Below are 12,759 nucleotides of genomic sequence, written 5' to 3'. Positions count from 1 at the left end.
GGGCCAGTGCCAGGCCCGCCTCCAGCCGGCCGGCCAGGTCGTGCAGCCGTTCCCCGGCTCCGGCCGGCGGACCGGCGGGCCGCGGGCCCGTGCTCGCGCCGTTGACCCGTCCGGGGGCGCTCGGGCGATCGTTCTCGTTCACAGCGGTCGGCTCTCTTCCGGGGCACGCGGCCGGAACGCGCCGGCGGCGGGGCGGCCGGCTCCGCGCTCGTCGCCGAGCTGCGCCCGCAGGGCCCTGCGGGCACGGCTGAGCCGGGTGCGGACGGCCGCGTCGGAGGCCCCGGTCTCCCGGGCCACCTCCGCGGTGGGCAGTCCGAGCAGATGGTGCAGGACGACCGCGGTGCGCTGCTCCATCGGCAGCGTGCGCAGCGCGTCCACCAGCGCCACATGGTCCGGGGCCACGGCCGGGACATCGGGCGGCGGGCCGTGCCGGAAATGGGCACGGAGCCGGTTGCGGGCCTTGCGCCAGGTGCTCACCGCGAGCCGCAGCGCCACGGTGCGCACCCAGGGGGCGGGATCGCCCCCGGCGCACAGCCTGGGCCAGCGCTCCCAGGCGCGGGCATACGCCTCCTGCACGGCGTCCTCGGCCTCGGCCAGATCGCCGGTGAGTGCGTAGACCACGGTGACCAGGCGCGGGGCGGTGGCGGCGTAGAAGGCGTCGAAGTCCCGGCGCCCACGCTCACCGCCACCCGCTCCCGCACCCACCCGCTCCCCCGGTTCCGGTTCCGTCCCGCCGTGTTCCGTCCCGCCGTGCCTGGCCCCGCAGTCTGCCCGCCCGGGGCCCGCGCCGGGAAGCCGCGGCGGCTGTGGCAAACCTCGCTGTCACAACCCCCCGCCCCCGGGCGTGGAGCGGTGGAGAGGCAGCGAGGAGAAAGGGCTGTCACGCGGGCGGCGGGCCACGCGTGAGAAGGAGTGAAGCGGTGCCGTTCCGGACCGCTGTCCTCGAACCCGCGAAGGGGGAACGTCCGTGGTCACCCTGGCGTCGCCGCCGCCCGCCGTCCAGTCCGCCCCGGTGCTCGGTCTGGAGGTGCTGTCCGCCGGGGAACACCTGGCGTTCCTGCGCGGCAGACGCCCGGAGACGGACCGCGGCGGGGGGCAGGTGAGCTTCCTCCAGACACCCGCCTGGGCGCGGGTGAAGGACGGCTGGCGCGGCGAGAGCCTGGGCTGGCGCGACGAGCGGGGCCGGCTGACGGGCGCGGCCCTGGTGCTGTACCGGAGACTGCCGCACCTGCGGCGCTCCTTCGCCTACCTCCCCGAGGGTCCGGTGATCGACTGGTCCGATCCGGCGCTGGCGGACCGCTGGCTGGCCCCGCTGCTGAACCATCTGCGGGCGGCCGGTGCGTTCGCGGTGCGCATGGGCCCGCCGCTGGCCTACCGCCGCTGGTCCGCCGCCACGCTCAAGGCCGCCACCGGGCCGGGCCGCCGGATCGGCGATGTGCTGCCGGATGTGGTGCACCCGCTGGGCGCGGCGGTCGGGGACCGGCTGCGGGACGCCGGCTGGCGGCGCTGCGGGGCCGAGGACGGCGGCGACGCCCAGCCGCGCCTGGTGTTCGAGATCCCGCTGGCCGGACGCCGCCGGGAGGACCTGTGGGGCGGGCTCAGCCAGGAGTGGCGGCGCAATGTGCGCAAGGCCGCCAAGTCGGGGGTGGTCTGCGGGTCCACCGGGCCGGAGGACCTGCCGGTCTTCCACCGGCTGCTCGGGGTCACCGAGCGCCGCGACGGCTTCCGGCTGGGCCGTTCGCTGGCCTACTTCCAGCGGCAGTACGAGGCACTCAACGCCGAGGAGCCCGACCGGATGCGGCTGTACACCGCCCGCCACGAGGGCCGGGTGCTGGCCGCGCACACCATGGTGCGGTCCGCGGACGGCGCCCGGATCTGGTACCAGACCGGGGCCTCGGCCGACCACGGCCGGGAGGTGCGGCCCAGCAACGGGCTGCAGTGGCGGATGCTGTGCGACGCCCACGAGCAGGGGGCGTCCGTGTACGACATGCGGGGGATCCCCGACACGCTGGACCCGGAGGACCGGGCGCACGGCCTGCTGCGCTGGAAGCTGGGCACGGGCGGGCAGGCGGTGGAGATGTCCGGCGAGTGGGAGCTGCCCCTGGACGGCGCGCTGGACGGCATGGTGAACCGCACCCTGCTGCGCGCGATGCACGGCTATCTGTCCCGCCGCTGAGCCGGTGTCCGCCCGCCGCTCCCCCACCACCGCGGCGGCCGGTGTCGCGGCGGGTGACGGGAGAATCACGCAGCGGCGTGACACGATGGCGCCATGCACGGCGGGTACACGCGGGGCGCGGCGCTGGTGGCCGCGCTGATTCTGGGGATGACGGCGACGGTGGCGGCGGGCTGTTCGGGGCGGGACGACGGCCCCTCCGGTCCCGGCACGACGGACAGCACGGACGGCTCCGACGGCACGGACGGGACGGACGGCACGGACGGCGCTGCTCCGCCGGCCGACACCGCGCTGTGGGTCGATCCGGACAGCCCGGCGGCCCGCCAGGCGGCGGAGTGGGAGCGGCAGGGCCGGGCCGGGGACGCCGAGGCCATGCGGCTGATCGCCGAGCAGCCGATCGCCGAGTGGCCGCAGGCCCAGGGCGATCCCGGGCCGCGGGTGCGGGAGGTGGCCCGGGCGGCGGACGCACTGGGCCAGACCGCGGTGTTCGTGGCGTACAACATCCCGCACCGGGACTGCGGCCAGTATTCGCAGGGCGGCGCCGCGGACGGCAGCGCCTATCTGGACTGGATCGGCCGCCTGGCCGACGGCATCGGCGACAGCCGGGCCATCGTGGTGCTGGAGCCGGACGCGGTGCCGCACCTGCTGGACGGCTGCACCGCCGAGATGTACCACGAGCGGCGCTACGAGCTGCTGTCCCAGGCGGTGCAGCGGCTGGCGGAGCTGCCCCGGACCCGGGTCTACCTGGACGCGGGCAACCCGAGCTGGGTGCAGGACGTGCGGCGGCTGGCGGAGGCGCTGCGCCGGGCGGGCGTGGAGCGGGCCGACGGCTTCTCGCTCAACGTCTCCAACTACCAGACCACCGAGGATGTGGTCGCCTACGGCACCCGGCTGTCGGAGCAGCTGGACGGCGCCGGGTTCGTGATCGACACCAGCCGCAACGGCAACGGTCCGGCGGAGGGCCACGGCGAGGAGTCGTGGTGCAATCCGCCCGGCCGGGCGCTGGGCCGCCCGCCCACCCTGGACACGGGACTGCCGCTGGTGGACGCCTTTCTGTGGATCAAGCGGCCGGGCGAGTCGGACGGCGAGTGCCGGGGCGGCCCGCGGGCCGGCGAATGGTGGCCGGAGTACGCGCTGGGCCTGGCCCGCGAGGCACAGAACGGCCACCGCGACGGGCAGTGACCGCAGGCGGGGACCACGGGCAGGGACCACGGGCAGGGACCACGGGCGGGGACCACGGGCGGCGGTGCGGCGCGCCGTGATGCGCCGGGGCGGGCCGGCCGGCCGGGGGGCGGCCCGCCCGGCCGGGCCTCCGCTCAGGGCAGATGCACCCAGGTGGCCTCGGACGGCACACCCTCACTGTCCGTGACGAACAGCATGTACCAGCCGGGCGGGATCAGCGCCGGATCGTCCGGCACCGTCACCGTGATCTCGCCCTCCCCCCGGGTCACCTCCAGTTCCACGGAGCGCTGCTCGACATCCGTGGTGTGCGTCACCGCACTGGGCCGCATCAGCCGGGCGGTGGCGATCCGGTCCGCCTGGGGCGTGCGGAACACCCCGGTGCCGCCGCGGGCCAGCTCCTCCGGCCCGCCCTCCAGCCGGGGCCGCTCCTCCTCGTCCGCCCGGTGCAGATACGGCGGCTCGTACACCTCGATGCGCTGCTCGAACTCGCCGGGCCGGGTGTCGGCCTTGTCGGCGAAGAGCGGGTCGCCGCCGAAGGTGGCCACCCGGCCGTCCGGCAGCAGCAGCGCCTCGGAGTGGTAGGTACGGCCCACCGTGGGGTCGGCGGCCTCCCGGAACTCGTTGCTCCGCGGGTCGTAGAACTGGGCGCGCAGCACATTGCTGTCGCCGCGGGCCCGGTAGTCCTCGGAGCCGCCGGTGGTGAAGACCGTGTCGTCCGGCAGGATCACGCTGTTCAGATAGCGGGTGCCCTGCGGCAGTTCGGGCCCGTCGGTGTACCGCGGGCGCTCCTCGGTGAGGTCGACGACCGCGGTGCGGGCGGTGGACTTGGCGGACTCGCCGACCCCGCCGCCGCCGAGCACCATGAACCGCTGGTCCTGGGCGGGCGGCAGCAGCAGCGAGGCCGAGGTCTCCAGCTGGTCGGGGTCGGTCAGCCCGGGCACCGGCTCGAAGGTGTTCTCCTCCAGGTCCCACAGGCCGGGCTCGCGGCCCTCGTCGGCCGGACCGTAGCCGGCGTTGGAGCCGGTGTAGAAGATCCTGCCGTCGGCGGTGAGGAAGAGGGCGGGGTAGGTGGGGAAGTAGCGCTCCGGCCCCTCGCTCCAGGTCTGGGTCGCGGGGTCGTAGATCTCGTTGATGCCGGGCACCACCTGGCCCACGTCGTCCAGGCCGGAGACGGTGAGCACCCGGCCGTCGGGCAGCACGGTGAGCGTGGGGTACCAGCGGGCCTCGGCCATGGGCGGCACCGGCACGTAGCGCTCGGCCACCGGGTCGAATTCGTAGGCCACGTCGATGCCCTGGAAGTCCTGGTCGTCGAGGGTCATCTGCTGCGCCAGGCCGTAGAGGTTGTCGGCGTCCCTGCCCTGCAGGCCGACGATCTCGTACTGGGCGGGCTCGGCGGTGATGCCGGCCTCGCCCTCGGCCACGGCGGTGACGAAGACCCGTTCCTCGCTGGCGGTGACCTCGGCCCCGCCGGGCACCACCTCCTTGGCCGCGGGCGGCACGGTGATCTCGGCGGTGGATGCGTACTCGACCCCGGAGGGCGAGCGGAACCGGGTGCCGGCCGGCAGGGTGCGGGCGCGGTCCGGGTCCTCGTTCTTGACCAGCATGGCGCCGCCGGCGTGCTCCACCGCGTCGCCCAGCACCTCGTAGCGGGCGGTGCCGCCGGCCACCAGCAGCCGCCCGCTGGGAAGCTGGGCGTGACCGGCGCAGAACAGGTCGTCCGGGGTGGGCACGGTGGTGAAGGTGTTCTCCTCCGGGTCCCACAGCACGGTCTCGAAGGTGCCCGCGTCGAACTGCTTCTGCTCGTTGCCGGAGCCGGCGATCAGCAGCACCTTGCCGGTGTGCAGCAGGGCCGCGTGGATGGCGTTGGTGCGGTACTCCTCCGGGACCGGGACCTGCGACCAGGAGCCGTACTGGGCCTTGTACTCGGGCCGGGAGATCCGGTAGTCGTGCAGCCGGTCCTGGGCGAATCCCACGGCCGCCGGCACGTTCAGCGCGGCCAGCGCCGCGGTGACGCCGGCTCCGATCACGGCTTTGCGGAATCGCACTCCCCGGCTCGGGCGGGGCCGCCTGCCCGGCGATCCGGTCAGGGGTCCGGACAGGGGTCCGGTCAGGGGTCCGGTCAGGGGTGGGGGCGTCATCCTCGGTCACCTCCCGGTGGTCGGGGCCGCCAGCGCGGCGGCGTCGTCCTGCTCGGGGTCCTCGGGCTCGGTGGCGGCGGTGTTCCGGGTACCGGCCGGGACGCGTTCCGCCCGGCCGCCGTCCGCCGGGACGGTGGTGCGGCGCAGGGCCGTGCCGAGGGTGCGGCCGGCCTCGCCCAGCGCCCACACGGTGATCGGGGCCAGGCAGACGGCCAGGGCCAGTACCGCCCAGGTGCGCATCGCCACATGGGTGTGCCCGAGCAGCAGGGAAACCCCCAGCGCGGGGGCCAGTACCGCGGCCCAGGCGAGGTGGAGCCGGAAGGCGGCCGGCCGGTCCCGGCTGGCCTCGCCGCCCTTGGGCGTGACGACGAAGCGGCTGGGGCGGCGCAGCACCGCGTCCAGCAGGGAGCGGGCGTAGACCGGCGCGGACAGCGCGGACATCACCATGCCGGCCAGGCCGGAGGACCCCTCGGGCTCGTGCGGGCTGACGTTGTGGCGCCGGTTCCAGAGATAGAGGCCCACCTGCGCGGCGGCGGCGTCGCTGTAGAGCATCAGCCAGACCGCGGCCGAGGCCTGAGTGCCGGAGGCGCCGAGCGTCAGGTAGAGCACACAGCCCAGCGCCCCCACGCACCAGGTGATCGCGGCCATCGGATAGAAGGCCAGCATCAGCGAGTAGTTGAGCAGCCGGCCCGGGCTGTGCCGCAGGCCGCCGCGGCCGTACTGGCGCAGGATGGTCTCGTAGGTGCCGCGGGACCAGCGCATCTGCTGGTTGAAGAAGTCGGTCCAGGTGCTGGGGCCCTCGCCGACCGCGAGCACGTCCGGGGTGTAGACCGAGCGCCAGCGGTTGCCGGTGCGCCAGTTGCGGGTGCGGTGCAGTTCGAAGCCGGTGGCCATGTCCTCGGTGATCGAGTCGTACAGTCCGCCCACGCTTTTCAGGGCGGAGATCCGCACCGCGTTGTTGGTGCCGACGAACATGGGGCCGCCGTAGGCGTTGCCGGCCCGCTGGATCAGGGCGTGGAAGAGGAACTGCTGGCTCTCGGCGGCCTTGGTGACCGGGCCGCGGTAGTTGCCGTAGACCTGGGGGGCGACCACGAAGGCGACGTCCGGGTCGCGGAAGTAGCCCAGCATCCGCTCCAGATAGCCGGGCAGCGGCACGTGGTCGGTGTCCACCGAAGCCATGAACTCGTAGGCGTCGCCGTGCGCGGAGAGCCAGGCGTTGTAGTTGCCGTGCTTGGTGCGGGCGCGGTAGCGGCCGGCGGGCCGGTTCCAGCGCGGGTTGCCCTTGCGGGTGAAGTGGTGCACGCCCAGCCGGCCGCACAGCTCGCGGGCACGCGGATCGTCACCCTCGTCGAGCAGCCAGACGTCCAGCGGTCCCGGGTGCCGTATCCGTACCGCCCCCTCCAGGGTGGCGCGCACCATGGAGAACGGTTCCTTGCCGGGGACGTAGGTGGTGAGGAACGCCACCCGGGTGCCCGGTTCCGGGGTCACGGGTATCGGGTCCCGGGCCATGAGCGTGGCGTGGGCGATGGAGACGACGTTGACCAGCCGGAAGACCTCGATCAGCGCCACGCAGCCGAGCACCACGGCATCCGCGGCCGGCAGGTGGAGCGGGGCGTTGTGGCGTTCGGTCCAGTGGCCCGGCCAGACCAGCCAGAGCAGCAGCACCGCGGACAGCAGCGGTGCCAGGGTCATCAGCAGTACCGCGCGCAGGCGGTGCGGTTCCCGGGAGAGCAGGCTCCGGTGGCGAACCCGGTAGCCGGGTTCCGGTTCGGCGAGCGGTCCGGCCAGCTGGCTGTAGGTCTCGTAGTCGTAGGCCTCTCGCCGCACAGGATCCTCCCTCCGCCGTCCGTCAGGGGTGGTGTGGTCACACCCCTCACGACACGGCAGACGAGGGTGAATGTCGAACGCGGTGGACCGCTCGGGCGAATCGCGGAGCGTGACGCCGGGCGGGGACGGGCCTCCGCCCGGCCCTTCGTGAGAGGACCGGGCGGAGCGGCCGGCGGGCCGGGGCGCGCGGAGGGAGCGGTGCGGCGCCGTGCGGTGGTCAGCCGCCGACGCGCTCGCCGGAGCCGTCCCCGGCGGTCTCCCGGGAGGCGGTCTCCCGGGCGGCGGTCACGGCGGCCTCCTCCGCGCGGCGCAGGCGGCGCTCGGCGAAGAAACCGCCGGTGGGCAGCACGGCCATCAGGAAGTACCAGGCGGCGGTGGCCAGCGGCCAGCGGGCGCGGTTCCAGGCGTCCAGCCAGAGCACGGCGTAGAGCACGAACAGCACGCCGTGCACCGCGCCCAGCACCGGCACCGGGTCGAACTCGGTCGTCCGGCGCAGCACCGAGCCGACCAGCAGTACCAGGAAGGAGACCGCTTCGGGGGCGGAAACCAGCCGGAGCCGCCGCAGCGCGGAGGCGGTCTTCAGGTCCATGGGGTCCTCACTCCAGGGGATCTTGTGAAAGCGTGCACAAGCGGCTCCGCCATTGTGACACCCGCATCCGCCGTTCCCGGACGACGGGGTGCTGATCACAGCGGGAGGATGTGCAGGCAGCGCGGTGCGCGGGCTCGCTAGAGTCGAGCCATGGACACCGAAACGGGCACCCGCTGGCTCACCGACGCGGAACAGCACGCGTGGCGCACCTACCTGGACGTCTGCCGGCTGCTGATGCATCAGCTGGAGCGGGATCTGCAACCGTTCGGCCTGACCCTGCACGACTACGAGATCCTGGTGAACCTCTCCGAGTCGGCGGACCACCGCATGCGGATGAGCGATCTCGCCGCGGCCACCCTGCAGTCCAAGAGCCGGCTGTCCCACCAGATCACCCGGATGGAGCGGGTCGGGCTGGTGCGGCGGGAGCACTGCTCCTCGGACAAGCGCGGCCTGTTCGCGGTGCTCACCGACCACGGCTGGGACACCATGCGCAGCGTCGCCCCCGCCCATGTGGAGTCGGTGCGGCGGCACCTCATCGATCTGATCCCGCCGGACGCGCTGGCCTCGATGCGGCAGGCCCTGACCCCGGTGGCCGAGCACCTGCACGCCCAGCGCGGCCGGCCCTGAGCAGTCCGGGCCGAGCGGTCCGGGTTTGAGCGGTCCGGGCCTGCAGGTGGTCAGCCGGCGGCGGCCGGGAGGCGGAGGACGAACAGCGCGCCGCCCTCGGGGGCGGTGGTGACCCGGAGCGTGCCGCCATGGCGCTCGGCCACGTCGCGGGCGATGGCCAGCCCCAGGCCGGCGCCGCCGTCGTCCCGGCCACGGGCCTCGTCCAGGCGGACGAAGCGCTCGAAGATCCGCTCCCGCTCCGCCTCCGGCACCCCCGTCCCGTCGTCGGCCACCTCCACCACCGCGGCCGCCGCGCCGCGCCGCGGGCCGTGTCCGTTCCCGTTCCCGTGCTCGTGCTCGTGCTCGCGGCGGAGCGAGACCCGGACCCGGTGCGCCGCGTGCCGTTCCGCGTTGTCGAGGAGGTTGCCGAGCACCCGTTCGAGCTGCCCGGCCGAGCCCGGGACGGTGACCGGGTCCAGCCGGTCCGCGCACACCTCGATCTCCCGCCCCGGGCCGGGCCGCCGCGCCACCTGGCCGCCCAGCAGCGCCGCCAGATCGGCCCGGCCGCCCGGCGCCGGGCGCTCCCCGGCGTCCAGCCGGGCCAGCAGCAGCAGGTCGGCGGCCAGGTCCTGGAGCCGCACGGTGTCCTGCACCGCGCCCGGGACGTCCAGCAGCTCCGGATGCGCCTGTCCCACCTCCAGCTGGGTGCGCAGCGACGCGATCGGGCTGCGCAGCTCGTGCGAGGCATCGGCGACGAAACGGCGCTGGCGGGCCACCGACTCCTCCAGCGCCGCCAGCGTCTCGTTGGTGGTGCGGGCCAGCCGCCCGATCTCGTCCGCGGCGGCCGGTTCGGGCACCCGGCGCGAGAGGTCCCGGGAGCGGGTGATGGCGGCCATCTCACGGCGGATGCCCTCCACCGGGCGCAGCGCCCGCCAGGTCATCAGCCAGGTCACCGCCGCCACCACGGCCAGCAGCACCGGGAAGCCGGTGAGCAGGGAGTCCCGCACGCTGCTCACCGCGGCCTGCTCGATGTCCTGGGGCGCGCCGGCGTAGACGGTGACCCGGGTGCCGGCCGGGGTCCGGGCCTCCAGCGCGGCGAACCGGTAGTCGCCGGCGGTGCCGGCGATGCGGGCCGCGCCGTCCACCATGCGCGGCCGGTCGCCGACGCTTCCGGTACCCGCCCGGGGGCCGCCCCCGGCANTGCGGGCCGCGCCGTCCACCATGCGCGGCCGGTCGCCGACGCTTCCGGTACCCGCCCGGGGGCCGCCCCCGGCAGCGTCGTCGGCGTCGTCGGCGTCGTCGGCGTCGTCGGCGTCGTCGTCGCTGTCGCTGTCATCGCCCCCGTCGCCGTCGTCCGCGCCGTCGTCCGCGCCGCCGGCGGCCGGTGCCTGCGGCTCCTCGGGCTCCGCCGGGGTCACCTCGTCCGTCCCCGTGCCGCGGATCGCCTCCAGGCCGTCGCTGACCGCCCGGACCCGGCCGTCGGCGTCCACCACCTGCACCGGCCGCCCGGCATCCAGTTCCAGGGCGTCGAAGGGGGTGCCGGTGGCCAGTTGCCCGGCGACGCCGCGGGCCGCGTTCTCGGCCTGGAGCTCCACCTGCTCGCCGAGCTGTGCCCGCAGCGTGGCCAGCATCAGCAGTCCGGCCGCCAGCAGGGCGAGGGCGACCACGGCGGTGGCCCCCAGGGCGGTGCGGGTCTTCACGGCGCCAGCCGGTAGCCCGCGCCGCGTACCGTGTGGATCAGCCCCGGCCCCAGCTTGCGGCGCAGCACGCTCACATAGACCTCGACGATGTTCGGGTCACCGTCGTAGGCGAAGTCCCAGGAGTGCTCCAGGATCTCCGCCTTGGAGACGATCTCCCCGGCACGGGTGGCCAGCTGCTCCAGCACGGCGTACTCCTTGGCGGTCAGGGCCACCTCCCGGCCGCCCCGGCTGACCCGGCGGGAGGTGCGCTCGATCTCCAGGTCGCCGGCCCGGATGCGGGGCGAGGCACCGGAGAGGGAACGGCGGCGCAGCAGGGCCCGCACCCGGGCCAGCAGCACCACGTAGGAGAACGGCTTGGTCAGGTAGTCGTCGGCCCCGGTGTCCAGGCCCTCGGCCTCGTCGTACTCGCCGTCCTTGGCGGTGAGCATCAGCACCGGCGTCTCGTTCCCGGCGGCGCGGAGCGCCGCGCACACCCGGTAGCCGTTCAGGCCGGGCAGCATGATGTCGAGAATGACCAGGTCGTAGCAGCCCTCAGTGGCCCGGTGCAGTCCGTCGGTGCCGTTGTGCACCACGTCCACGGCGAAACCCTCGGCGGTCAGTCCGGCGGCCAGCGACCGGGCCAGCCGCTGCTCGTCCTCCACGATCAGCACCCGCATGGCCCAAGCTTGGCACCTCGCGCCTGAAGAGATCTTCAGGCGGCTTCAGCGGGGCTTCAGCAAGCGGCGGCCAGGGTGGGACCCGTCCAGTACCACCGCTGAGCGGAAGGAAGACGATGAGGCGGAACACGCTGATGGCCACGTTGGCGGCAACCGCGGTGATCGGCGGCGCGACCGTGGCCGGGGCCGCGCTGACCACGGACGGGGGCGGCGGCTCCCGGGCCGGGGAGGTCGCCCTGGCCGGCGGCGGGGACGATGCCGCGTCCCCGGAACCGACGGCCGATGGCGGCGGCGGGGCCCTGGAGGCCGAGCGCACCGCGCTGGCCGCCGCACCCGGCACGGTTCTCCGGGCCGGGCGCGACGACGACGGGGACGACCGCTGGGAGATCGAGATCCGCGGCGACGACGGCAGCCGGCACGAACTGGAGATCTCCCCGGACGGCACCACCGTCCTCACCCACGAGACCTCGGCCTCCGACGACGACGCCGATGACGGCGACGACGCCGATGACGGCGACGACGGCCGCGATGACGACGACGGCGGCGGCGGCCGGGAGGGCGGAGCCGGGGACGGCAGCCACGGCGGCGACGTCCACGGCGACGGCAGGAGCGGTCACGGCACCCGCGACAACGGCGGCCACGGGCACCCCCACGCCCACGGCGATGACCACGGCGACGACGGCCATGACGATGACGGCCACGGCGACGATGACGGCCACGGGGGTGACGACGACGGAGACGACGACTGACCGGCCCCGGCCGGGCGGGTTCAGCCGCGGTGTCCGGTGACGCCCTCGACGAGCTGGTCGGCCGCGCGGTAGGGATCGAGGCGGCCGGCCAGGATCTGCTCGGCCAGCGCGGTCAGGCGGCGGTCGCCGTGCAGATCGCCGATCCGCTCCCGCAGCGCGGTGACGGCGATGGACTCCACCTCGTGGGCGGCCCGCCGCAGCCGCCGCCCGGTGAGCACCCCGCGCTCCTCCATCCAGGCGCGGTGCTTCTCCAGCGCCTCGACCACCTCGTCGACGCCTTCGCCGCGCGCGGCCACGGTCTTGACCACCGAGGGCCGCCAGTCGCCCGCGGCGCGGGCCTCGCCCAGCCCGAGCATGTGGTTGAGTTCCCGGACCGTGGCGTCGGCGCCCTCCCGGTCGGCCTTGTTGACCACGAAGACGTCGCCGATCTCCAGGATTCCGGCCTTGGCGGCCTGGATGCCGTCCCCCATGCCGGGGGCCAGCAGCACCACCGAGGTGTCGGCGAGCGAGGCGATCTCCACCTCCGACTGGCCGACGCCGACGGTCTCCACCAGGATCACGTCGCAGCCCGCCGCGTCCAGCACCCGCAGTGCCTGGGGCGCGGCCCAGGCCAGGCCGCCGAGATGGCCGCGGGTGGCCATGGAGCGGATGTAGACGCCGGGGTCGGAGGCGTGCTCGCTCATCCGCACCCGGTCGCCCAGCAGCGCGCCGCCGGAGAACGGCGAGGACGGGTCCACGGCGAGCACCCCGACCCGCTTCCCGGCCCGCCGGTAGGCGCTGACCAGGGCGGAGGTGGAGGTGGACTTGCCGACGCCGGGCGAACCGGTCAGGCCGACCACATAGGCGTGGCCGGTGTGCGGGGCCAGCGCGGCCATCACCTCGCGCAGCTGCGGGGATGCCCCCTCGACCAGGGAGATCAGCCGGGCCACCGCCCGGGGCTGCCCCTTCCGGGCCCGGGTCACCAGTTCCGGGACGTCCACGGTCGCCATCCTGCCGCTCTCCTCACTCGCCGTGCTCTCCTCCAGTGTCCTGCCCCGCGCTCGCCGCCAGCCTGCCGGTACCGGCTCGCGGCGGGCTGGGGCCGGGGCCCGCCCGCTCCCCCGGCGCACGCCGGCCCGGCGCCCGAGCGCCGGGCCGGG

At 75.1% G+C, this 12,759-nt stretch carries 11 protein-coding genes; 4 read left to right on the top strand and 7 right to left on the bottom strand.

Annotated elements, in window-relative coordinates:
• Positions 1-138 precede the first annotated feature (138 nt).
• Positions 139-705: a SigE family RNA polymerase sigma factor gene (locus GQS09_RS22410; protein ID WP_165989075.1), complete on the bottom strand. Its 567-nt coding sequence runs from the start codon at positions 703-705 to the stop codon at positions 139-141.
• A gap of 271 nt (positions 706-976) precedes the next feature.
• On the opposite strand from GQS09_RS22410, the gene GQS09_RS22405 reads away from it, so the two are divergent.
• Both GQS09_RS22405 and GQS09_RS22400 read left to right on the top strand, forming a co-directional pair.
• On the top strand, positions 977-2,176 hold the full coding sequence (locus GQS09_RS22405) for a lipid II:glycine glycyltransferase FemX (RefSeq protein WP_399552579.1): 1,200 nt from the start codon (positions 977-979) through the stop codon (positions 2,174-2,176).
• A gap of 93 nt (positions 2,177-2,269) precedes the next feature.
• Positions 2,270-3,355 (top strand): glycoside hydrolase family 6 protein, encoded by a 1,086-nt coding sequence (locus GQS09_RS22400; protein WP_243761671.1) that lies wholly within the window; start codon positions 2,270-2,272, stop codon positions 3,353-3,355.
• A gap of 134 nt (positions 3,356-3,489) precedes the next feature.
• On the opposite strand, the gene GQS09_RS22395 is transcribed toward GQS09_RS22400, so the two are convergent.
• The 3 genes from GQS09_RS22395 to GQS09_RS22385 form a co-directional block, all read right to left on the bottom strand.
• The gene (locus GQS09_RS22395) at positions 3,490-5,382 is read right to left on the bottom strand and encodes a kelch motif-containing protein (protein ID WP_313896280.1); all 1,893 of its coding nucleotides are present in this window, start codon (positions 5,380-5,382) and stop codon (positions 3,490-3,492) included.
• 117 nt (positions 5,383-5,499) lie between these two features.
• Positions 5,500-7,320 carry a glycosyltransferase family 2 protein gene (locus tag GQS09_RS22390; RefSeq protein ID WP_313896279.1) on the bottom strand — a complete coding sequence of 607 codons (1,821 nt, stop codon included), beginning with the start codon at positions 7,318-7,320 and terminating at the stop codon, positions 5,500-5,502.
• A gap of 217 nt (positions 7,321-7,537) precedes the next feature.
• A complete protein-coding gene (locus GQS09_RS22385) occupies positions 7,538-7,909 on the bottom strand; it encodes a DUF3817 domain-containing protein (protein WP_165989071.1) in 372 nt (123 codons plus the stop codon).
• A gap of 150 nt (positions 7,910-8,059) precedes the next feature.
• On the opposite strand from GQS09_RS22385, the gene GQS09_RS22380 reads away from it, so the two are divergent.
• Positions 8,060-8,536: a MarR family winged helix-turn-helix transcriptional regulator gene (locus GQS09_RS22380; protein ID WP_165989069.1), complete on the top strand. Its 477-nt coding sequence runs from the start codon at positions 8,060-8,062 to the stop codon at positions 8,534-8,536.
• Between the two features lie 50 nt (positions 8,537-8,586).
• On the opposite strand, the gene GQS09_RS22375 is transcribed toward GQS09_RS22380, so the two are convergent.
• A complete protein-coding gene (locus GQS09_RS22375) occupies positions 8,587-10,146 on the bottom strand; it encodes a HAMP domain-containing sensor histidine kinase (RefSeq protein ID WP_165989077.1) in 1,560 nt (519 codons plus the stop codon).
• A gap of 65 nt (positions 10,147-10,211) precedes the next feature.
• Positions 10,212-10,871, bottom strand: a complete 660-nt coding sequence (locus GQS09_RS22370) for a response regulator transcription factor (protein WP_165989068.1) — start codon at positions 10,869-10,871, stop codon at positions 10,212-10,214.
• Between the two features lie 116 nt (positions 10,872-10,987).
• Between GQS09_RS22370 and GQS09_RS22365 the strand changes: the two genes are divergently transcribed.
• Complete coding sequence (locus GQS09_RS22365) at positions 10,988-11,620, top strand: hypothetical protein (RefSeq protein WP_165989067.1); 633 nt, start codon at positions 10,988-10,990, stop codon at positions 11,618-11,620.
• A 20-nt stretch (positions 11,621-11,640) separates the two neighbouring features.
• On the opposite strand, the gene meaB is transcribed toward GQS09_RS22365, so the two are convergent.
• The gene (gene meaB, locus GQS09_RS22360; RefSeq protein ID WP_165989066.1) at positions 11,641-12,609 is read right to left on the bottom strand and encodes a methylmalonyl Co-A mutase-associated GTPase MeaB; all 969 of its coding nucleotides are present in this window, start codon (positions 12,607-12,609) and stop codon (positions 11,641-11,643) included.
• Between the last annotated feature and the right edge of the window lie 150 nt (positions 12,610-12,759).

The organism is Streptomyces sp. YIM 98790, assembly GCF_011421595.1.
Lineage (GTDB): Bacteria > Actinomycetota > Actinomycetes > Streptomycetales > Streptomycetaceae > Streptomyces.
The sequence above is the reverse complement of the archived record's forward strand: the minus strand, read 5'-3'. Positions and strand labels throughout refer to the sequence as shown.